We start from the raw sequence: 22,150 nt of genomic DNA on the forward strand, positions 1-22,150 counted from the left end.
TAAAACCACCAAAAATAAAAGCTGTTAATTTCCCAAGCTTCTGCAATAGCTTTTAACTGGAAACCGGTAAAGAGAGGATTTGACACAATGGCATTTGTACAGCCCCCACTACCCTTCGACATTAATGCTTTAGAGCCTTATGGCATGAAAGCTGAAACTTTCGAGTATCACTATGGCAAGCATCACAAAGCTTACGTAGACAACCTCAACAAGCTCACTGAAGGTACAGAACTTGCTGATAAGTCTCTGGAAGAGGTGATCAAAACTTCCTTCCAAGACTCCTCTAAAGCGGGAATCTTCAATAATGCTGCCCAAGTTTGGAACCACACCTTCTTCTGGAATTCCTTGAAACCAAAAGGTGGTGGCGCACCCACAGGTGATCTCGCAGCCAAAATCGATAAAGATTTTGGTAGCTTTGACAAATTCAAAGAAGAGTTCTCTAACGCAGCTGCAACTCAATTTGGCAGTGGATGGTCTTGGCTCATCGATGATGGTGGTACGCTCAAGGTGATCAAAACACCAAATGCAGAAAACCCTCTAGCTCATGGTAAGAAGGCCCTCCTAACCTTAGATGTTTGGGAACATGCCTACTACATTGATTATAGAAACGCCCGTCCTGCCTTCATCAAGAATTTCTTAGAAAACTTGGTCAACTGGGACTTTGCTGCTGAAAACTTGGCTAAAGCTTAATTAATTGCCAGTTTTGAACTGGCTGCGATACGGCTACGTGGCTTTTGCCAGATATGTAAAGTAAAAATAATCAGTTAACACCCTTATCAGCAGTCACGACAGTAGTCTGTCAAGTTTAAATTGATGGGTAAGCAATTTCGTAGTAAGCACTTTAGTCCTTATTTTCTAAGCACTAAAGTGCTTACTACAAACCCTGAAAACTAGCTTGACAAAGTACCAATATCGTGGCTGTTTTTGGTTGGGCGTTGAGAGGATAGGGGAGATGGGGGAGCAGAAAATTTATATGAAAATAAAAATATAAAATATATGGATAATATGGATAGCAAAGAACTAGCGCAATACATCGAAGCTACGAATAGCATCTCTAAACCTTGGGTATTGGTACAACTGCGCCTCAAGAAATTGCAAGAGCGTCGAGCCACCCTTACAAACGATGTTTACACCAAAGAATTAGAAGATATTTACCAAGACTTGATGAATTTGGGGGAATGGTGGCGCGGTATTGAAGATGAGGTATTTTAAAGTGAGGAGTTATGAGTTATGAGTTGTGAGTTTTCCTAACTCCTAACTCCTAACTTTTAACTCCTAACTCCTAACTTATAACTCCTAACTTAAAACGCAACCTGATGGCTCAAGCTCTCGATCAAGTCGATTACGATACTCTCGATGCCGCAAAACGACGCTTCATCGATGCTGCAAAACGCACACTTGGCTTTGCAAGCAATTACGGCATTGTCCCCGCGTCGGGTCTGGGAGCAAGCGCTAATGCTTTCAGCTTCAACCTCGCTCCGTTTCTGGAGGCGGGGGCTAGAGAACTTTCTATGACACTTGTCCCCGAAGGTCTGGGCACCGCAGACGATACCCGCCCTGATGACCTTTCCGAAGAAGAACTTCGACGATTCTGGTGGAATATTGGGATCAAGATCATCTCGTGTCTGACGAACGACGCTGCAACTTCTGGTATGCAGACTATACTTCTCGGTCTTTATCTGCCGTCGAGTACTCCTGAAACGATATTTACCCCTGCTTTCCTGGATGGGTTTCTGGATGGAGTGGTTGAGGGGTGCAAACGAGTGGGGTGTGTTTATCTCTCAGGGGAAACTCCTCAACTAAAAACTAAGATGATTCCAGGGCGGCTCGATATCGCTGGCTCGGTTTTTGGGGTTATGCCGGCTGGTGTCGCTCCCATTGATAGCTCACGTCTGGATGCCGGAAATACTATTGTTCTGGTTGAGAGTTCGGGCCCCCATGAGAACGGCTTTACCCCACTGCGAAAGCTTGCTGAGTCGCTCCCTGATGGCTATAGAACAAAACTTCCAAGTGGGCAGGAGTTCTGGGAAGCGATGAATGCTGCGTCGTATCTTTACACGCCTCTTGTACAGGCAGTACTTGGCGAGGGAATTCGTCCCACAGCAATGGAAAATATTACTGGTCATGGCTGGCAAAAGCTGATGCGGTCGGTGAAGCCGCTTCGGTACGTCATTGAAACAATGCTCCCAGTGCCAGAGATATTTACGTTTGTCGAGGGTCATCTTGAAGGCGGGGCTGAGACGATGCTTTCTGTGTTCAATTACGGTGCAGGATTTGCATTCTATACAGAGTCGGAGCAGGATGCCGAAAGGATCGTTTTGCTTGCAAAAGAACATCAACTCTCGGCTGTGATTGCCGGAAGGGTTGAAGCATCTCTTGCCCGTGAGGTGGTAATAGAACCTCTTGGAGTTACCTTGAAGGGAGATTCTTTTGGGATTGCGCGAGGGGTATAATACAGCCCAAGCGTAGGCATAGCCCGTCGTAGACATCGCTTGTTTTCTCCAAGCTTTGTAGACTTAAGTAAGTAGGCGAGAATAAATCAAAGTAGATTAATTAATGTAAAAAATATTGAAATTATTTCGTAGTAAGGACTTTAGTCCTTAAATGAGGGCTAAAGCCCCCACTACAAACCTTGAATTATTCATGCCGCTCTACTTACTCATGCGATGCCTACGGCAGGCTACGCCTACGCTAAAGTCATTACTGGTTAAATAAAAATAGTGTAATCACTGATGTAAATAATATTTTTACACACTATATAGGATTGCATTTTAGGCTTATTAGAGATCATAACTCTACCAAGACTCTAGTATCTAAGTCATTTACCACAGATGCTATAGGCATATTTATGAAATTTTGGATGCATTATTTATTACTACTTAAAAGCAAAGTAGTCCAAAACACCCATGACCACTGAGGTTAAGATTTGCTAACGTAGTCTTAACATATTGAAAAATTTGCTGAGAAAGCTGAGAAAGTAGCAGCCAACACTAAATTTTGAGTGCTGGATCTTTCTCATCTGTAGATGTGGCGTTTTAGTGTGTTGAGAATTTATATTTTATTCAGAGGGGGTTATGGCTGTAAATTTGGCCCGGACTACTGCTTCCACAGAACTTTTGAAGCAAATATTCCATAACATTGATGCACATAGTTGTCCAAGGTTATTCAACTTTCACATGCACACTGTCTACTCGGATGGGAGGTTGCAGCCGAGTGGATTGATGGAGCAGGCGATCGCTATTGGCCTAAAAGGGTTAGCCATCACCGATCATCATGGTATTATCGGCTATCAAGCTGCACTTGCTTGGTTAGAAGACTGGAAGTGGAATAATCCTGGTGAAAGCACTCCTCACCTGTGGAGTGGCGTGGAAATCAATGCCAACCTTTTGGATATAGAAGTTCATATTTTGGCTTACGCTTTCGGGACAGAACACCCTAGTATGAAACCCTATCTGCAAAGAAGGGCGACTACAGGCCAAGAGTATCAGGCAAGTAACGTGATTGCCGCTATTCATGAAGCCGGGGGATTGGCAGTTTTGGCTCATCCAGCCCGTTACAAGCGATCGCATTTTGACTTAATTCCAGCTGCGGCCGATAAGGGGATCGATGGCGTGGAAAGTTTCTACGCCTACAATAACCCTAGCCCCTGGCAACCCAGCATAGTGGAATCAGAACAAGTGCAAAAGTTAGCTGATGAATACTTTCTTTTCAATACCTGTGGTACTGATACCCACGGATTGAGTCTGCTACAACGCTTGTAAAGATGAATCCATTTTTTTTCAACTCTCCTGGTTCAATCTGCCAGGAGGTTATTCTATTTTGGATTTTCGTTCAACAAAGGACTATAGCAATACGCTTGGGTTAAGGGCGACTGGCAAAAATTTTGGGTTTTCGAGACGCGATAAATCGCCGTCTCTACAAGTGTTTTGGTCTTATCTGAACTGTATTGAGGACTATAGTCGATTTTTGGTGGGAATCACAATCATTGAAAAATAGGGTACTTCATCTGGATTAACTTCATCCAGGGGTATGATTCGTTGCTGTGATGTTGATGCCCGCTCAATATATCTTGCTCGTGATGCAAGCCCTAATTTATGCAGGATATCCCGCACTTTGGTAAAGTGGCGACCTAGTTTCATAATTGCCGCTGCGTCGGTCATCAGCAGATGTGTAGTCAGTTCTTCTGCTGGCAATGGGGCGGGTAAGACGGTGAGAATATCGTTGTAGTAGGTAAAAGGTACACCCAAGGCTACCGGACAAGCCATCAGCGAGGAAACTCCAGGGACAACTTCTGTTTCGTATTGGTCACATAACCGCGTGAATAGGTACATGAAGGAACCATAGAAAAATGGATCGCCCTCACATAGCACTACAACATCTCGACCTGCTGCTAAATGGTCGGCGATTGGTTCAATTTCCTTGTCATAAATAGACTTTGCTTTTTCTGGTTCCAAAGCGCGGGGGAGATGAAATAGCACCTCGATTTGATTGCCAGGAAGATATTGCGCTACGATCGCTCTGGCAATACTTTCTTTATCTGTGGCTGATTGATAAGCTACTACAGGAGCCGCACGTAATAACCGCAGCGCCTTCAGAGTTAATAGTTCTGGATCGCCTGGGCCGACACCAATTCCATAGAGACGACCTTTGGGTTGCATATTCATTCTTCCTCCGTTGCCAGGGCGTTAACTGCTGCTGCCGCGATCGCACTTCCACCGCGCCGACCGTGTAAGGTTAAAAATGGTACATTTCTGCTATCTGCTGCCAGTGCGGCTTTTGATTCTGCTGCACCGACAAACCCCACTGGAAAGCCCAAGATAATCGCAGGTTTCGGCGCTCCTTCATCAAGCATTTCTAATAGCCGGAATAGTGCTGTGGGCGCATTCCCAATTGCGATTACTGATCCTTCTAAGTGCGATCGCCATAATTCTAGAGCTGCTGCCGACCTGGTAGTACCCATACTCTGGGCAAGTGCTGGCACTTCTGGCTCGTTGAGGGTACAGATAACTTGATTGTTTGCAGACAACCGCCGTCTGGTAACGCCATCGGCAACCATCCGGCAATCGCACAGAATTGGCGCTCCTGCGGCTAATGCTGCCCTTGCGGATTGTACTGCTGTTGGTGAATATCCCAAGTCAGTGACAATATCCGTCATCCCACAGGCATGGATGAGACGTACAGCAACTTTTGCTACATCCGGTGGCAACACATCTAGGTTCGCTTCTGACCGGATGATTGCAAAGGAATTACGGTAAATTTCGTTGGCATCTCGGATATAGTCGGGCATTAAATTTGGGATTTTAAATTTGGGATTTTGGATTGACGTATAAAAAGCGAAAGGCTTAGATTGCCAACTTCTCTAAATTGAAGAAGAATTCTGTTTTGTTAAATAATTGCTGTAATTGTGTCAGTGCATATCGATTAGCAAATTTTCCAAAGGACTCATCAGAATTTAAACGTTGAATTTTATATACATATAGCATCCGCTCTATTAATGCAGGTAGTTCGGCAAAAGTTACATATTGATATAGTTCACGTCCGAATTTCTGCTTGCTGTCACCAACATAAACGTGATAGCCCTCTACAGTTTCATTGTCAACTTCAATGCTGACGCCGAGGAGAGTAATATCACTCTTGCCATGCTGGGCACAGGATTTTTCGCAGCCAGTGAAGTGGATATTAACTGGACAATCGAGAGGAACGCGAGTTTTAAGATACTCCGCTAAAGCCAACGCATGACTTTTTGTATCCGTAGCCGAAGAGGCGCAACCCTTTTTACCAGAACAAGCAACTAATGCACTCTTGATGTTGGTTACAGAGGAATCTAATCCTAAAAAAGCAATTTCACTTTGGACATCGCCAACCCATTGCTGAGGAATATCTGTAAGAAGCAAATTTTGCCAAGGGGTTAGCCTGAGAGTTCCACTGCCATATTTTGCTGCTAAATCAGCTAAACCCCGCATCTGTCTACTCTCCAATCGCCCAAGGGGCAAGACGACACCAATGTAAAATAAGCCTTGCTGACGTTGGGGATGGATGCCAATATGCTGATATTTTTCACCCTTGCCTTGGTCTACAGTGTACACACAAGTCGAATTACCCCCCTTAATCCCCCCTTGGAAAGGGGGGAAACTAGAAATACAGTTCCCTCCCCTTTCCAAGGGGAGCCACTGCGGTCTTGGGGTTTCCCCAAGTGGAGCAAGTGGCGTGAGGGTTAGGGAGGGGTAAAACTTATGCTTAAACTCAGATGAGTGAACTGTTTCAGACTTGTGTGTACACCGTAGCTTGTCTTGGTGGGGGATTAGGTCTTTTCTTTTTTCACTACATAAAAGCGGGAAAGGTAAACACTGTTCAACTTCCTGGAGATAATTTTCACAACCCAAAGTATTGAGTAACTCTCTCAAACGTAGCCGCCGCTTACTTGTAGTATTACTATGAGCTAGATAGACATCTGCCAAAGCTGCCAAGACTGGCAAACATTCCTCTGGTGGTAACAAAATTCCGGTATCGCTGGGCGGTTGACCCTTCTCGCCTACACTGAGATAGAGGCGAAAATAAACATGATCGTCAACTAAGACAGCAGCAAAGGCGATATCATTCAAGCGATCGCACACTCGAATTATCCCACCACCATCAAAGCAAACGCTAAACTTGGCCGACAGTCCCGAAAGCGCCGGATGTGCAGCAATATAATCATCCCAACTTTGGACAAAAGGGCGAGTGTCGATTAATTCTTGGGGATCGATACCAGCAGTTGGACTGGTCATAATATTGCGGATTTGGTCTACAACAGTATTGCCAGAACCCAATCCCATATCTTGTAGGTACTTCAAAACCTCAGCATTTATCCCGGTGCGGATTTCACGGACTTGCAGGTTAGCTCGATTAGTCACATCTATATAGCCGCCACCGTGTTGTTCTGCTATATCTGCGATCGCACGGCACTGCTGACTACTAATAATTCCACCTGGTATTCTAATGCGAGATAATATACCATCTGCGGCGGGAGTAGGATAAAACAAGCCAGGACAAGTGGCAAATCCAGAAAGCAAATTTAGAACTCCTTCCCCGTGCAACGCAGGGAGTAGACGGTGAGTGTGTCTTGACGACATCCTAAGAGTTGGCATTCTGACTTGGGTGATCCCATCACAGCTGCGGCACAGTCCCGGAATTTCACCGGAGTTTCCCAAATCTCAGCTTTAGTAATTTAGATTTTGTTTTGGTTATGGATATTAACCAGACATCATCCAGATAATCATCTTACATTACCATCGCCATAAATTTTACCTTAGCTTATCCACTGGCGTTTTAAGTGGTTGATGGCTACGTTGGTGCGATCGCATGGTGAGTTTTTGTTTTTATCCCCTTGCGGGGTAATGCGATCGGAAAGTTATTGTCACACCTGAGCTTCTAAATCCAGAGGTTAGTGTTTCCATCGATGCGATCGTAAAGCCAACCTTAAGAATGACAATAGCAATTACAATGAAGTGTTTCCATCCCCTTTCGGGGCGATGCAATCGGAAAGAGCAAAGATTGCCTAGACCGTTCATGTAGTTTTTTGAAAGGTGTTTCCATCCCCTTTCGGGGCGATGCGATCGTAAAGTCTTTACTGTTAAAAATTAACAAAATGCAGCAAAAAGGTTTCCATCCCCTTTCGGGGCGATGTGATCGTAAAGTCCAATGCTACAGCTTATGCAAAGCAATTGCTAAACGTTTCCATCCCCTTTCGGGGCGATGTGATCGTAAAGAATAAAGTGACAACCTATGTCCTTCTTTCCGATTGTTTCCATCCCCTTTCGGGGCGATGTGATCGTAAAGGTTACAAATTGCTTGAATTGGTGAACAGTTCAAGTTTCCATCCCCTTTCGGGGCGATGTGATCGTAAAGCTTAAATCAGCCTGGTGCGTTCGAGCAGTTCATTCAATTTGGTTTCCATCCCCTTTCGGGGCGATGTGATCGTAAAGCTCAACTATGGAATTGCAGGGGCTGCTATTCTACGAGCGTTTCCATCCCCTTTCGGGGCGATGTGATCGTAAAGTCAATCAATTGTTATGCAAGTGTATACACAGATGGTTTCCATCCCCTTTCGGGGCGATGTGATCGTAAAGTCTGTGTAGATAGTCTAAATTTAAGTGTCATTGTAAATTGTTTCCATCCCCTTTCGGGGCGATGTGATCGTAAAGAGTTCACTTATGTAAGCCTTACAGGGAGAGGGTTTGAGATACCCAAATCGACACCACTTTTTTGAATGTCAATAACTCCCAAGAAATTCTCAATAACTCTTCACCTTCACAGGCTGGAAAGCTTGCTGTGTAAATAATCGACACCACTCAACGAAATTATGCGGTTTTCAAGGTTCTGGCAAGTGGTGTCGATGAGTTCAACACATTTGGAAAAAGGGTATAGCATTTTACCTGTGGTTGTCAAGATTTTGTCAATCTGACTCCTGTTAGCGATAGCGGGGCGTTTAGCCCATTCTGACTTCTGAATTCTTCTTCAAATCAACAATTTTCTCCTGATGTTTCACAAGCGCCAATACTCACCCAACGGCTAGAACCATCTTCCCAATGTTCTTTCTTCCATATTGGCGCATTATGTTTGAGCGTATCAATAGCATATTGGCAAGCTTCAAACGCCTCACTCCGATGAGGACAACCCACTGCTACTAAAACGCTGATTTCCCCAACTCGCAAACGTCCAACGCGATGATAAATCGCTACTCGATTCACATCAGAGGTAGATAAACGAATATCAGCAGCAATTTGATAAAATATCCGCATTGCCATCGGTTCGTAAGCTTGATACTCTAAAGCAACCACAGGTTTACCATCGGTTTGATTGCGAACCATGCCACTCATCACAACCACAGCACCGTTGGCTGGATCATCCGACTTGGTATAGATTTCTTCGAGAGATAATGGTGCAAAGGTAATGGCAAAACTATCTTCGGATCTTGGTTTAACAGCAGAGGCTAGTGTAGTCGTCATAACTGCATTGATACTATGTGGGCTTTTTCTATTCTCTCTGAACTGAGCATTGCTGGTCTATGTTTTATAGCCGTTGTTAATGCTTTTGAACAAAAAAAGGATTTTTTTAGTTTATAAATTTTCTTGCCCATTAGGAAAGCAATCAAGGCTTCAAATTCTCTTGTCAGAGTAAAAATGGTTTTATCCGTTAACGAAAAATAATAATGCTGCAAATCTTCTAAAATTTACTTAAAATAACCAAATTGCACTGTTATCCTCTTCAATGCATATTATTATAATTAAAGCGGTCAAGTTATCTGCTTGTTCGCGTCTTGAAATAATTGGATAGTCATGGACATTTAAGAGATTGTTTGAAAAGTATTTCGCTGTGACTTTAGGCAGTTTTAGATTCCCCCTAACCCTCCTTAAAAAGGCTAGGGTTGTCACACAAAGTCAAATTACCCCCCTTAATCCCCCCTTGTAAAGGGGGGAAACCGGAAAATCTTGTTCCCTCCCCAATGCATCGGGGAGGGTTAGGGTGGGGTAAAACCTTGGGTTTTTCAGCTATTTCAGACTTGTGTGTACACCGTAGCCTTAAAAAAGGATAACCAAAATCAAAGTCCCCCTTAAAAAGGGGGATTTAGGGGAATCTAAAATTTTTGATACCGAAAAGAGGACTTTTCAAACATTCTCTAAGATATTGATGGCAATCCCCACCTACAAAAAGGTCGATAAATACGCGTTTCTTAGTAACACGAGGACAAGTTGTCACTCAGCAATAGTTAGGAACAATTTCATGAAATCTTTCGTGTGTAACAATGAATCAGCGAGACTTGAGGCTTTGCGTCGATACCAGATTCTCGACACTCCACCAGAAGAAGCATTCGACGATTTAGCATTCTTAGCCGCACAGATTTGTAACACACCGATCGCCTTGATTAATCTAATTGACGCTAACCGTCAGTGGTTCAAAGCCAAGGTAGGGTTGAATTTACCGGAAATGCCACGAAATAACGGGTTCGACTCGATTTGTATGGAAAGTGGCGAAGCTTTGATTATTCCCAACACCTTAGCCGATAAACGATTTGCGACAAATCCCCTAGTTACTTCTGCTGAATTTGCTGTGAGATTTTATGCTGGCGTACCTTTGTTAGCACCGGGAGGAGAAGCGATCGGGACTCTGTGTATAGTTGATCGCGTACCACACCAAATCAGTCCCCAACAGGTGGAAGCACTGCAAACTCTTAGCCGCATGGTGGTTAGACAACTAAAGATCCGGCGGAACTTAGTTGAACTGGTAAGCATTGAACAAGCAGCATTGCTGGATATTGTCAGTGATGCGATCGCTGTGCAAGATTTGTCTAACAAAATTTTATTATGGAATAAAAGTGCTGAAAAACTTTATGGCTGGAAATCAAAAGAAGCCATAGGTAAGCAGTTCGATGAACTTTTATCTATTGAATCTTTGACGCAACACCTAGAAATTTGTCAGACTGTTTTAAAAAATGGTTTTTGGCAAGGTGAGTTACACAAAACCAGCAAATCTGGCAAAAAACTGATTGTTGAAAGTCGCTGGACGCTGATCAAGGATGAGTATTTTCAAGCTAAATCAATTCTTGTTGTTGATACTGATATTACCCAGAAAAAACAACTAGAAAAGCAATTTTTCCATGCTCAACGCATGGAAAGTATCGGTACTCTTGCTAGTGGTATTGCTCACGATTTAAATAATGTTTTGTCACCAATTTTGATGTCAGTACATCTGCTCAAAGCTAAAAGCCGCGATCCACAAATTCATCAGATGCTATCAATAATAGAAAGCAATGCAAAACGTGGTGCTGATTTGGTTAAGCAAGTGCTGTCATTTGCTAGGGGAATTGAAGGCAATATCCAAGGACAAACGGCTACCCGTCAACACATCGTTCTTCAAGTCAAGCACCTGATTTTAGAAATGCGGCAAATCATCTCACAAACATTTCCGAAATCAATTGCCGTGTACACAAAAATTCAGGAGGAATTGTTACCTATTTGTGCTGATAGCACCCAACTACATCAGGTATTGATTAATTTGTGTCTCAATGCGCGGGATGCCATGCTTACAGGCGGAACTTTAACAATATCTGCCGAGAATGTTTGGATTGATGAAACTTATGCGAGTATGCATATAGAAGCTACAGTTGGTGCTTACATTATTGTGAAAGTTGCTGATACAGGATTTGGAATTAGCAAAGAAATATTAGATAGAATATTTGAACCATTTTTTACAACAAAAGAGTTGGGAAAAGGTACGGGACTTGGACTATCAACGGTAATGGCAATTATTAAAGAGCATGGTGGCTTTATCACCGTATCAAGTTGTGTAGGCAAGGGAACAGAATTTAAGGTGTATTTGCCAGCAGTTAATCAAGTTCCAACGCAGTCGTTAGAAGATATAGAATTTCCGATTGGTTCTGGAGAATGCATTTTAGTTGTAGATGATGAAGCTGCTATTCAGGAAATTACGAAAACATCTCTAGAAACCTATAATTACACAGCAATTACTGCTAGTGATGGGATAGAAGCATTAGCAATTTACGCCCAGTACAAAGAGAAAATTAGTGCTGCTATTATTGATATGATGATGTCCAAAATGGATGGAGCAACTACGATTCGCACATTGCAAAGTATCAATCCGCTATTGCCAATTATTGCTGTTAGTGGAATTGCAACAAGTGAGCAAGTACCAATCGATAAAACAGCCGAATATACCGCCTTTTTACCTAAACCTTATACAACACAAGAATTATTGAAAACCCTAAATGCAGTTATTAGTCATTAATCTACACCATCTAGCCGATCGCAGTCATATCTGCCTTTAATCTCTTGATTAAAAAAGCTGCCAATTGAGTTAGAGGAATGTAAATCTTCCCAAGTATCTTCGTCTATGCCTAAGTATTGATAAACAGCACCACTTTGAAACTCAACTTGCAAAATCTGTTCGTTGCGATCATAGCCTACAGCCATAGCCATTGATGAGACAACTGGTAGCATGACAATTGGTTCTTCTTCAAATGGCAATGCAGGCGTTTCAGCAATCGCCTCGTTAAGTTCTTGCAATCCTTCATAAGCTTCTATTGGCGCCGGAATTTCCAAAAACTCTAGTTCATTGCCTCGATCGAGCAACAACTGCAAATATCCGTCAGAGTGAGCGATCGCAACTAAACTGCTCAAGTCTACCTTAGATAGCTTCATTTATATGCTCTCCTGTTGGCATAGTCGGGAGTGTTAAAGTTTTATGCAACACTTACGTGTTTATAGTACAAATATACTATCAAAGCATTTAGCTGTCAAGCTTGCTAAAACACTGAGTAAAGAATATGTCAGAACAGACCTTCATTCAAACTGACATTGAGCGATCGCAGGACATTAACTCATCTCACAACTTTTCGAGTCATTAGCACCAATGACAAATGACAAATGACAACGCTCACTAGTACAACACGGCGGAAATAAACCAATCATTCCAAATCAACGAAACCCTTATGCTGTATTCATTTTTAATTTTTAATTTTTAATTTTTAATTCCGCCTTGCGGTACTAGTTCACCCTTTTGGGTGAGTCATATATCAACCTATCAGGTGACCTGACTGAAGGAAGCTGAGATTAATAATAAAGAGGAATCTATTACTAAGGAACACCGATCGCATTTTACCTCAGAAGAACTTATGAAACTTGCTACCTTAATAAATTCTGCACTAATTTTTGCTTCTATTACTCTCGTACCTGGAATCGCAAGCGCTCAAACAGCTACTACAAACACCAGTGAAACAATAGTTATTAACTCTAACAATTTATCCAGTAACTCTACTGCTGTTAGTTACCTCCAGCCTTTTAATCTAGTTACTTTTGCTTATCAAGGAGGTCTGCAACAGCACGGCATTCCTAGCGGCGGAGAGCTAGTATTTAAAACTTTGAACAGAAATATTATTGCGAAAGATGTGGTTAAGGCTGCTGTTAATGCAGATAAATTACCATCACAAGTTTTAAACGACCAAAGTTATCTCAGTGCTGTTAATTTAGAACTTAACGCATTGCCTGATTATGCTGCTGCTGACTGATTTGGTTTTTCTTATAGAACCGATTTGGCATCTAACATTTCCTAGCCTTTTTCCACAATAAAAACTAAAGGTCTGCTAAATTCAACGCCCAAATCCTTCTGATGCATATTGCAAATAAACTTCCGCATAAGTCCAAGAAAATATACTTAGATTTGTTGTAGCCAAAGATGGCATAAATATTACTTCCCATCCTCCAATATTAATGTAGACTCAGCAGTACGCCCAAATTCTTCTGGTGCATATTGCAGGTGAACTTGGGCACCAGGCCAAGAAAACGTCCCAGGTGTTACAGAACGAACTAAGTAGTGCAAGCTATAAACTCCTGGTTCGAGGTGGTCGGCGTAGGCGATAATGCGATCGCGGTAGATATTTCTAAAACCAAGTTCCCAGCTATCGGCTTTTGCTTGTAATGCGGCTGTGGTAGTTTGAAAACTTGCATCCACCGCCTCAAAGCCTGATGGTAACGGATCTTTAATTACTATATGATCCACAGGATGATCGGCGATAATTTCTAAACCAATATCAAACACCTGTCCAGAGGCTAAATTTAAAGGTTTATCGAAAGCGTAAAGACCTGTTTTTTGCAAAACTTTCTCTTCATTTAATTTGCTTATTTCTCGTGTTACGCGTAAACCATTAAATCTGCCTGGTTGATTTCCCTGCAAGCGGTAATTATAAGCAACTAGATAGTGCAAAGTGCCATTACCTGATTTTTGCAGCGTTAAATCATTACGCCCACGAGGTAATAGATTCATCGGCACAATTAGTTGTAAGCTAGGATTTTTGTAGCCTTCAAACCGATTTTCTCCTAACTTATTACCAGCTAATTGCACTGTGGCAACAAAATTAGGTGGCGTGGGTTGCAGTTGGCTATATTCTACCAAAGCTGTTAATGCTTGGGCATTATTATAGTTAGTTTGCCATGTGCCATTCCGTCGCAATGCAAGAAGACTTTGGAATAACTTATTGATAACTTCGGGTTTACTCTGCTTGGCAATAAATAAGCGTAAAGCTTGCGCTTGTGCCGTGGTAGATGAACTCATCCATCCCCAACTGCTGGGTAAACTTACAACTGCTGTGCGACCAGTTTCATAGATATTCTGTTGCAGCTTGTTCACTAATTGTTGAGATTCGTCTTGCCATTCTGGGAATTGAGATAAGTATCGCGCTAGTTTAATTTGAGTTACTATATCAAAGTTATTGCGCTGTTCATAAATATCTGCAAGGAAAGTATTGCGTTTTTCACCCACTTCTGCTAAGGCAATTAAAGCATTGAGTTGCAGTTGTCTTTTACAGAGTAGTTGTTTGCAAAACTCATATTCTCCAGGATTCGCCAGAACTTTTTGCAGATAAACTTTCAGGCGAGACAGCATTACAGAATCGACTAAATTCGGGAACACCTGACTGGCTTTAGCCAAAGATTCAGCCGTGTATGAAGAAACCCAAGGGTCTGATTTTTCTTGTCCGGGGAAAGCAGCAAAACCACCATCGGCTATTTGGAGTTTTTGTAATTTTTCAATTGCTTGATTTGACTTTTGGCTAGGATTAAATTCTGCAAATGTTTGACCATATTTTTGGGCAATAGTTTGCAGATTAGCTGCAATGATTAACTGACTTGCAGCCGGTTCTGTGAAAGGCAAATCATCATCTTCTAAAACCTGCTTTGCTGGTGCTTGAATCTCCGGTATCAAAGTACTCGCCAACTGAATATCTAAACCTCCTGCATCGGGGAAGGTATTTTTATCAATATTCAGGGGAATCTTCACCTGTTTTTCAGTGACACCAGTTTCAACGACTTGTTCTGTAATTTCAATTGGCTTAATTTCCAAAGGTACTTCAAAAGCATCTGCGGCTGTACCATTTAGCTGAGTGGTAAAGCGAACTTTACCAATTCCCACGCTATCCGCCAGCATGGGAAAGCGATAAGCCTGAGTTGCAGATTCAGCTTTGGTTTGCAAAGCAGTAGTTGTGGGGTTTTTATCAGCAAACTTCACATTACCGCTAAGTTCGCCATTTATTGAGAGATTTCCTGTATTCCCAGTGTTGTTGGTGACAGATAAACCAGCGAGAATGCGATCGCCTGGACGGGCAAATTGTGGCAAGATGGCATTAGTTAGCAGTGGCTTGGTGCTGATAAACGTCGCCTCCCCATTGCCGAAACGCAGATTTCCATCAGTGGCCACAGCCATCACTCGCCATGTAGTTAAGTCATCGGGGAGTTTAAAGGTTATCTGTGCATTACCATTTGCATCGGTGATGACAGAACCGTTGTAGTAAGCTAAGGCTTTAAAATCGGTGCGAGTGCGAGTATTTGCTGCACCACTTGAGAAACCACCGCCATAACCCCAACCTTTCGGTTTAGCTACATCTTGCGCTTGTAATATGACATCTGGTCGATTATCGCTAAAGCGGGTAGATATTGGCTGTTCTGCATAAACTGTATCTACCAAATCTGGCGGACGATAACCAGAAAGTTGTAACACCGCCTCATTTACCACCATGACTGTAAATTGTCCTTTGGTGGGATTTCCTTGATTATCTTTTAGTTCTAGTTGTATTGTTTCTTCTGCACCAGGTTCTAATGATGCTTGTACAGGCTTAACTTGCAGTTTTAAATACTTATCTTCTAAGTTAACTTTAAAAGGTGTAAAACCAATCTTCACCAAGTTATCTAAACTTCCCACTTCCACTTGATTGATGGGTTTACCTTGTCTGACTAACACAGCTTCAATAGCTGCATTTGGCAGCATTTCTGGCGTAACTTGAAACTGGATTTGTGGTGCGCCTCCCTGAACTTTGATAATCTGCTGATAAAGAGGTTTGTCTTTAATCACAGCAAAGTACAATTCTGCTTCTGGATAGGGAGATTGAATTAGTGCAGTAGCGGTTTCGCCTGGTTTGAACTCTTTTTTATCTAATTTAACTTCTAAAACATCTTCTTCTCTAGAACCCCAAAATACTGAATTTTCTCCAGTTGCCCAAATTTGTAAATCTGTGGCACTTAATTCGCCTTTGGCATCGCTAAAATTAACTCTAATCCGATATGAACCAGATTCCGGTGCTGTTAAGTTTACCGATTGCGGATTACTAGCAGATGTAATTTCTGCTTGTCCTACTGTTTTATATTCAACTTGATTTTTTGCTGTCCGGCTACCTTCCACCAACTGCGTGACGCTGCTGTATTTTATTTGTTGTAACTCTAGCCGCACCCGTTGACCTGTTATCGGTTTTCCTGTCGGGTCAGTAACTATAACTTCAGTGGAAAAAGCCTTGCCAGCATCAGCGATGAAATTACTTTTTAACCCGATAAGGCGATTACTCGGTAAAGCAGTAAAAGTTTTGGAATTCGCTACAGATAGATTAGAAACATCAGCAACTTCCACATCTACCCGGTAAGTCATCGGATATGGTAAATCATTAGCCACATTCACAGTTTGACTACTTTTACCATTAGCATCTAGCTGGGCATTATTTTGCAATACATCACTAGATATAGTAGGGGTTTCCTCTGGCCATAACCATTGCCTACCAAAAGTAAATTCCTCCCAACCTTTAGGAATAAAATTAGCCTGTTGGCGAGTGATAAAATATTTTGCTTCACCACCTTCTACAGGTGGGCCAAATAAATAATTACTTGTAGCATTAATATCAACTTTCTCGTCAATGAAAGCAAATTCTTTATCTAATTTGAGTTCGACTTTAAAGTTGGGTGGCTTAAACTCAGCTACCCGAAATTCTCCAGAAATTTCTTGTCCATTCTTACCCTTCGCCTGGATAGTATGGTAGCCTAAGCGCTCAGTAGTCTTTATTGGCAGTTCCAGAGAAAATGTGCCAAATTCATTTGTAGTTTGCGTACCTAAATTGGTCTTTTGTCCATCAGGATTTATTAGAGTTAACTGGTAAACAGCATTTTTATCTTGCTGAATCGCCCCATTTTGTAAATAGTCCGTAAAACCAGTTAACCAAGCTTTTTCGCCTGGTTGATATAACTGTCTATCTGAGAAAATTACCCCGCGTGATTCTGGCTTACCATTTTGCCAACCTGCATCAATACCATATCCATAAACGCCGCTATATTCTTCTGTTCTAGCAAATGCCCAATCTTGATTTTCACGGGCAATTACTAATAATTGTGGTGATTTACTAGAGCTTTCATTCCCAGAATAACATTGCTGTAATCCTTCACCAACAACTCTAAAAATTCCATTTTCATCAGTTTTACCCGTTGCACAAGGTACTGGTTCTGGGCGAGATTTTGCTTGTAATTTTGATTGATAAATTTCAATAGCGCTATTTTTAACTGGTGAACCATCTGTAAGATGATTGACGCGAATTAACCCGGACTCAGGAAACCACTGAGTAAATACGCCCAAATTTGTCAATTCAACCATTCCATAAGTCGTAGGTTCGCGCCACAGTTCCTTGCCATTTTCCTGATATTTATTAGTGCGGGCTTGCACTCCATAAGCTAACATCCCCGTAGCCGCACTTATTTTTTCCCGAATAGGAACAGCAATATCAACTAATTGATTTTTCTTACCTGATACGTTAAAACTTTGCCATTCAGAAGGTTTTGGTAAGAAATCGTTACTATAATTAAAATAAACTAAATCTGTCGGTTGAACTACTCGATAAGCTGCTTTGTATTTTGACTCTGGCAGATTTCCCGTACTAATATTTAGCTGTAAATCTTTACCTGTGGGGAAAATATTCAAATCTGATGGCACCCAGATATCCCCAGCTAAATCTCCAGTATCATATTTCAGTGTCAGAGGTTTACCCAAAGTTTGTCCAAACTTATCTTTGAGATTTCCGCCAATAGTAATTGTATAAGTCTTGGCAGGTTCTAGCGCATAAGGATTGATGCCAACAATTTTATCCTCATCATTAACTTGCAGAGTTCTCGAAATGTCTTTTGGTGCTGGATTAATAGTAATGTTTTCTTTAGCTGAATCTGCCAATAAGACATTATTAAATTCTAGCTGCGGACTGCCTTTAATAAATCGTCCAAATGTTCCTCCTGAATCTGGCTGTCCATAAAAGTTAATTTTCTGAAATGCTAAAGGCGAATAAGTTGCTAACTTACTGACAAATTCTTTATCTGTCGTTAAATTACCATAAGCAGGACGTATTCCAGGAGAGAATACCAGGCGATAACTGGTTGCTTTTTCCAGATTTTGCTGTGGGATGAGGTTATAAATCCAATTGCGTGCTGAAGGATCAAATTTCTCTAAAGGTTCTTGATTTTCTAATGGTTTTTCTTCTTTGTTTAACTCGACTTTGAAGCCTACACCCTTGTCTTTTCCTTCAGGGATTAACTTTAAATGCTCTTGTACAGAACCTAAGTCCAATTCGACATTGGAAGTAAACTGTAACTTTTGTTGTAAATCAATTGGTTCAATATCAGCCTTTTCAATGGGATTAACACCGGGTAAATTAGTCAGGTTGATAGATTCGGTATTGAAAGTCCAAGGCAAATCTTTGTCTAGGCGATGATTTTTTAAATCGGCTAAACCTGCTTTGAGAGTGACTTGAAATCTTGTCGCAATTGGCAATGCTTTCTCAGCTTGAAATCCCACCATGCGCGGTGTTAAAAAGCGAAATTGACCGGGTAAAGGTGGCCAAAGGGCAAATTTTTCTAATATTTTCTGCTGTTCTGGACTGTCAAGACTTTCAACTGGGATTAAAGCTTCTTTAAAACGGATACGGATTTGGTTGAGAGGTTTGGCATCCCCAATGGGACTTATTTGTTCAATCCAGTCTGGTAATTTTGGTGGTGTAAGCGAGGAAACTGCTGGGAGTTTTTCTTTACTTGAGTTGATACCAAAAAAATTACATCCTGCCATCCCTAATATAAATGTAAAGAGAAGAAGAAACTGGATTGTTTTTTTCCGGCTTGAAGAACGTCCAAATTTTTTTAACGAGCTGCTAATAAGACTAAGAACGCGATAGGTTATTTTATGGTAGAAACGCAGCAAAACTCTGATAATCATCTTTTTAGTAATTCAAAATAAAAAATTATAAACGATAGCAAATAAAAATTTGCATTGCTTCATGAATGGGCAACGCCAAGACTGATAAAGGACGCAAGATAACTAGTTATTTGTACCCTACCTTGAATGTAATATAGGAATCCGCTTTGATTTCTGAAATTATTTGCGTAGGTAGGCAATAGGCAATAGGCAACAGGAAACAAGCCTCTTCAAGTTGTACTGATTTTTTTCAAAAATCAAATAGGAGTCCTATATATGTTTATTTACATAGATAACTAATCTACTGTAATTGTTCCAAAAATGACTACAATTCTTAACCATAAAGAAATATTTAAATTTCGCAAATATTGATTTAATTTTGCTAATTTATGACAAATAAAATATTAAGTATTTGACATATTACCTGATGTAAATGTAATCATTGCGTCAAAATTAAGGTAGGTTTTTTTGGGCACTGGATTCCCTGATGAGACTAATTTCACGATCGCTACTCAAAATTAAGCACAGTAGTAAAATTATCCTGGCTGTGCTGGCAATCTGTCTCGTGGTACGCCTCCTACCTTATTTTGCGCCCATTCGTGCCGCAGATATTGCCCAAAATCAGTTGGCAATGCAATTTAGCGATCGCAATGGTTTACCATTAGGAACATTGCTCACCCGTGACCAAGAGCATACATCAGTAGTACCACTAAATCAGGTTTCGTCCCAGTTTATCCATGCCATTCTAGCCGCCGAAGATAGCAGCTTTTACCATCACGGGGCGTTGGATATGAAAGCTATTATCCGCGCCAGCAAAGAAGCCATCCACGCTAAAAGAATTGTTTCCGGCGCTTCCACTATTACTATGCAGTTAGCGCGGATGTTAGATCCTGTGCCGCGTACTCTGTCAGGTAAAATGCAAGAGATTTGGCTATCTTGGCGGTTAGTAGCTGGGATGAATAAAGATGAAATTCTCTCTGCATATATCAATCGGCTGCCAATGGGAGGGAATATATATGGTGTAGAAGCAGCCGCGCAGACTTATTTTTCCATCCCAGCCAGTGAATTGAATCTTGCCCAAGCTAGTTTGTTAGCTGCTATTCCCAATAATCCCACATACTTTAATCCTTATCAGCATTGGGAACGGTTAAAGCAACGGCAAAAATACGTTCTTAATCGGATGGTACTAGAAAAACATATTAGTGGTGCGATCGCAAATCGAACATCCACCGAAAAGGTTGTCTTTCAGTCTAGCCAACGAGGAATTATCGCCGCACCACACTTTTTATTTTGGCTAGCAAATCAAATCCCCCCAACCCCCCTTGAAAATAAGGGCTTAATTCCCTACTTTTTAAGAGGGGTTAAGGGGGAGCAATCCGTGATTCGCACGACTATAAATCGCCCTTTACAGCAGTTTGTCGAAGCACAGGTGCAGCAGGTAATTTCTTCCCTAGCCGCTAACAATGTCCATGATGCAGCCGCGTTGGTGATTGACAACCGCACTGGCGAAGTTTTGGCTTATGTCGGTTCACCTGATTACTTTAATGAAGCCAAACTGGGACGCAATGATGGAGTGCAAGCCCTACGTCAACCAGGTTCTACTCTCAAACCTTTTGTCTATGAATTAGCTTTAGAAAAAGGTTTAATTCGCCCAAATACCATTTTGGCAGATGTACCCGCCCATTATGCAATTCCCGGCGCGAAACTTTATAGCCCCACAGATTACACCGAAAGTTTTCTTGGCCCTGTGCGGGTGAGAATCGCTTTAGCAAATTCTCTAAATGTTCCCGCAGTGCGCGTGTTAGAAAAAGTAGGTGTGCAGACTTTCCTCGAACGCCTGCATCAATTGGGATTTGAACACCTCAATCAAACTCCAGAACATTATGGTTTAGGGTTAACTCTAGGTAGTGGTGAAGTCAGTCTTTGGGAATTAGCCCGTGCCTACCTGACCATAGCACGACAAGGAGACGCGACCCCTTTAGTAAGCACATTTTCCAATTCCCCACTCCCTACTCCCCACACCCCACTCCCCAACAACACAATATGGCAATTAATCACCAACATGCTCAGTGACAGCTATGCTCGTGCAACAGCTTTTGGTGTAGACTCTGTGTTAAATTTACCTTTCCCTGCTGCTGTTAAAACTGGCACTTCTTCCAATTTTCGAGACACTTGGACTGTTGGTTTCACTACAGATTACACCGTCGCTACTTGGGTAGGCAATTTCAACGGTGAACCAATGCGACAAGTTTCAGGTGTGACAGGTGCAGCACCCCTGTGGAATCGGATTATGTTACATCTGCACGAAAATCAAGAACCAGCAGGTTTTCCGCCTCCAAAAGGTTTAGTGCAATTACCTGTTTGTGCAATTTCAGGATTACGACCAACACCAGATTGTACATCAGTGGTGCAGGAATATTTCTATCCTGAAGATAAAAGTAATTACGAACGTGAAAATAAATTCAATTTGCCATCAGAGTATAATGAATGGTTGGCAAAACAACAGCAATCGAATTTTAATTCTACTAATTTGAGAATTTTATCTCCGCATCATGGCGATTTATTTTTACTTTATCCAGGTGAAGAAACGAAGCAAAAACTAGAATTTAAGCTAGTGGGAAATCAATCTGCACCTGTGGAGTGGTGGTTAAATGGTGAAAAGTTAGATACAAATGCAACTAATTCTTTATTTTGGAATTTGCGTCCTGGTAAATGGACTTTGGAAGCTAGAAGTGGAGAAATGAGCGACAAAGTAAGTTTTAAAGTGGAGTTGGCAAATATTAAACCAACACGTCGGGGTTTTTCTATTATTAATTCTTAGGGAAATAGCATATAGCAATCCTAAATAAATTGTGAAAATTTGCGTTGTCCAGATACCCGACTTCTTTGAGAAGTCGGGTATCTAATTTTTCAGGTTTAGGACTACTATAGACCAATACAGTTCAGATAAGACCAAAACACTTGTAGAGACGGCGATTTATCGCGTCTTCAAATACCAATTACCTACACCAATAACCCTTAAATAAACCGTATTGTACTATAGACATCTAGATTTATTTGAGCGATGCCTCCGTCAATGGTGAAGATAACTTATGCTAGCGTTGTTACTATATTT

At 41.6% G+C, this 22,150-nt stretch carries 13 protein-coding genes, 1 CRISPR repeat array and 1 riboswitch; of the genes, 7 read left to right on the forward strand and 6 right to left on the reverse strand.

The genetic code is table 11. The annotated features are described in order from the left end of the window. Window positions 1-87: 87 nt before the first annotated feature. From sodB to ACWATR_RS27500, 4 genes are all read left to right on the forward strand, one after another. Window positions 88-690, forward strand: a complete 603-nt coding sequence (gene sodB, locus ACWATR_RS27485; protein WP_420761297.1) for a superoxide dismutase [Fe] — start codon at window positions 88-90, stop codon at window positions 688-690. 315 nt (window positions 691-1,005) lie between these two features. After that, the gene (locus ACWATR_RS27490; RefSeq protein WP_069070599.1) at window positions 1,006-1,212 is read left to right on the forward strand and encodes a hypothetical protein; all 207 of its coding nucleotides are present in this window, start codon (window positions 1,006-1,008) and stop codon (window positions 1,210-1,212) included. A 104-nt stretch (window positions 1,213-1,316) separates the two neighbouring features. Further along, window positions 1,317-2,453 (forward strand): AIR synthase related protein, encoded by a 1,137-nt coding sequence (locus ACWATR_RS27495; protein ID WP_460339219.1) that lies wholly within the window; start codon window positions 1,317-1,319, stop codon window positions 2,451-2,453. Window positions 2,454-3,074: 621 nt separating this feature from the next. Beyond that, the gene (locus ACWATR_RS27500) at window positions 3,075-3,761 is read left to right on the forward strand and encodes a PHP domain-containing protein (protein WP_069070574.1); all 687 of its coding nucleotides are present in this window, start codon (window positions 3,075-3,077) and stop codon (window positions 3,759-3,761) included. 192 nt (window positions 3,762-3,953) lie between these two features. Here the strand turns inward: ACWATR_RS27500 and ACWATR_RS27505 are convergent, their stop codons facing one another. From ACWATR_RS27505 to ACWATR_RS27520, 4 genes are all read right to left on the reverse strand, one after another. Further along, a complete protein-coding gene (locus tag ACWATR_RS27505; protein ID WP_460339222.1) occupies window positions 3,954-4,658 on the reverse strand; it encodes a precorrin-2 C(20)-methyltransferase in 705 nt (234 codons plus the stop codon). 2 nt (window positions 4,659-4,660) lie between these two features. Next, window positions 4,661-5,287, reverse strand: a complete 627-nt coding sequence (locus ACWATR_RS27510) for a precorrin-8X methylmutase (RefSeq protein ID WP_460339224.1) — start codon at window positions 5,285-5,287, stop codon at window positions 4,661-4,663. A 55-nt stretch (window positions 5,288-5,342) separates the two neighbouring features. Further along, the gene (gene cobG / locus ACWATR_RS27515; protein ID WP_460339226.1) at window positions 5,343-7,127 is read right to left on the reverse strand and encodes a precorrin-3B synthase; all 1,785 of its coding nucleotides are present in this window, start codon (window positions 7,125-7,127) and stop codon (window positions 5,343-5,345) included. After that, a riboswitch (adenosylcobalamin-variant (AdoCbl-variant) riboswitch) is annotated at window positions 7,114-7,197 on the reverse strand. It overlaps the preceding gene by 14 nt. A 292-nt stretch (window positions 7,198-7,489) precedes the next feature. Then, a CRISPR array of direct repeats spans window positions 7,490-8,183; the repeat unit is 36 nt; unit sequence GTTTCCATCCCCTTTCGGGGCGATGTGATCGTAAAG. A 318-nt stretch (window positions 8,184-8,501) separates the two neighbouring features. Next, window positions 8,502-8,987, reverse strand: a complete 486-nt coding sequence (locus ACWATR_RS27520; RefSeq protein WP_069069579.1) for a molybdenum cofactor biosynthesis protein MoaE — start codon at window positions 8,985-8,987, stop codon at window positions 8,502-8,504. A gap of 775 nt (window positions 8,988-9,762) precedes the next feature. Here ACWATR_RS27520 and ACWATR_RS27525 point away from each other — a divergent pair. After that, window positions 9,763-11,784 (forward strand): hybrid sensor histidine kinase/response regulator, encoded by a 2,022-nt coding sequence (locus ACWATR_RS27525; protein WP_460339228.1) that lies wholly within the window; start codon window positions 9,763-9,765, stop codon window positions 11,782-11,784. Here the strand turns inward: ACWATR_RS27525 and ACWATR_RS27530 are convergent. Further along, window positions 11,781-12,197 carry a KTSC domain-containing protein gene (locus tag ACWATR_RS27530; RefSeq protein WP_460339230.1) on the reverse strand — a complete coding sequence of 139 codons (417 nt, stop codon included), beginning with the start codon at window positions 12,195-12,197 and terminating at the stop codon, window positions 11,781-11,783. The two genes, ACWATR_RS27525 and ACWATR_RS27530, sit on opposite strands and share 4 nt — an antisense overlap. A gap of 473 nt (window positions 12,198-12,670) precedes the next feature. Between ACWATR_RS27530 and ACWATR_RS27535 the strand changes: the two genes are divergently transcribed. Next, window positions 12,671-13,063 (forward strand): hypothetical protein, encoded by a 393-nt coding sequence (locus ACWATR_RS27535; protein ID WP_420760007.1) that lies wholly within the window; start codon window positions 12,671-12,673, stop codon window positions 13,061-13,063. A gap of 179 nt (window positions 13,064-13,242) precedes the next feature. Here the strand turns inward: ACWATR_RS27535 and ACWATR_RS27540 are convergent, their stop codons facing one another. Next, on the reverse strand, window positions 13,243-18,909 hold the full coding sequence (locus tag ACWATR_RS27540) for an alpha-2-macroglobulin family protein (protein WP_460339233.1): 5,667 nt from the start codon (window positions 18,907-18,909) through the stop codon (window positions 13,243-13,245). A gap of 613 nt (window positions 18,910-19,522) precedes the next feature. Between ACWATR_RS27540 and pbpC the strand changes: the two genes are divergently transcribed. Further along, entirely contained in the window at window positions 19,523-21,856 is a 2,334-nt protein-coding gene (gene pbpC / locus ACWATR_RS27545) for a penicillin-binding protein 1C (protein ID WP_460339235.1), read from the forward strand. The last annotated feature ends 294 nt before the right edge of the window (window positions 21,857-22,150 follow it).

The sequence above is a fragment of the Nostoc sp. UIC 10890 genome (genome assembly GCF_054786515.1).

Bases quoted from the DNA above. Each gene is read 5' to 3' on its own strand.
- ACWATR_RS27535 (WP_420760007.1), top strand. From the start codon at position 12,671: ATGAAACTTGCTACCTTAATAAATTCTGCACTAATTTTTGCTTCTATT.
- ACWATR_RS27540 (WP_460339233.1), bottom strand. From the start codon at position 18,909: ATGGCAGGATGTAATTTTTTTGGTATCAACTCAAGTAAAGAAAAACTC.
- pbpC (WP_460339235.1), top strand. From the start codon at position 19,523: ATGAGACTAATTTCACGATCGCTACTCAAAATTAAGCACAGTAGTAAA.
- ACWATR_RS27490 (WP_069070599.1), top strand. From the start codon at position 1,006: ATGGATAGCAAAGAACTAGCGCAATACATCGAAGCTACGAATAGCATC.
- ACWATR_RS27525 (WP_460339228.1), top strand. From the start codon at position 9,763: ATGAAATCTTTCGTGTGTAACAATGAATCAGCGAGACTTGAGGCTTTG.
- sodB (WP_420761297.1), top strand. From the start codon at position 88: ATGGCATTTGTACAGCCCCCACTACCCTTCGACATTAATGCTTTAGAG.
- ACWATR_RS27510 (WP_460339224.1), bottom strand. From the start codon at position 5,287: ATGCCCGACTATATCCGAGATGCCAACGAAATTTACCGTAATTCCTTT.
- ACWATR_RS27495 (WP_460339219.1), top strand. From the start codon at position 1,317: ATGGCTCAAGCTCTCGATCAAGTCGATTACGATACTCTCGATGCCGCA.
- cobG (WP_460339226.1), bottom strand. From the start codon at position 7,127: ATGCCAACTCTTAGGATGTCGTCAAGACACACTCACCGTCTACTCCCT.
- ACWATR_RS27500 (WP_069070574.1), top strand. From the start codon at position 3,075: ATGGCTGTAAATTTGGCCCGGACTACTGCTTCCACAGAACTTTTGAAG.
- ACWATR_RS27530 (WP_460339230.1), bottom strand. From the start codon at position 12,197: ATGAAGCTATCTAAGGTAGACTTGAGCAGTTTAGTTGCGATCGCTCAC.
- ACWATR_RS27505 (WP_460339222.1), bottom strand. From the start codon at position 4,658: ATGCAACCCAAAGGTCGTCTCTATGGAATTGGTGTCGGCCCAGGCGAT.
- ACWATR_RS27520 (WP_069069579.1), bottom strand. From the start codon at position 8,987: ATGACGACTACACTAGCCTCTGCTGTTAAACCAAGATCCGAAGATAGT.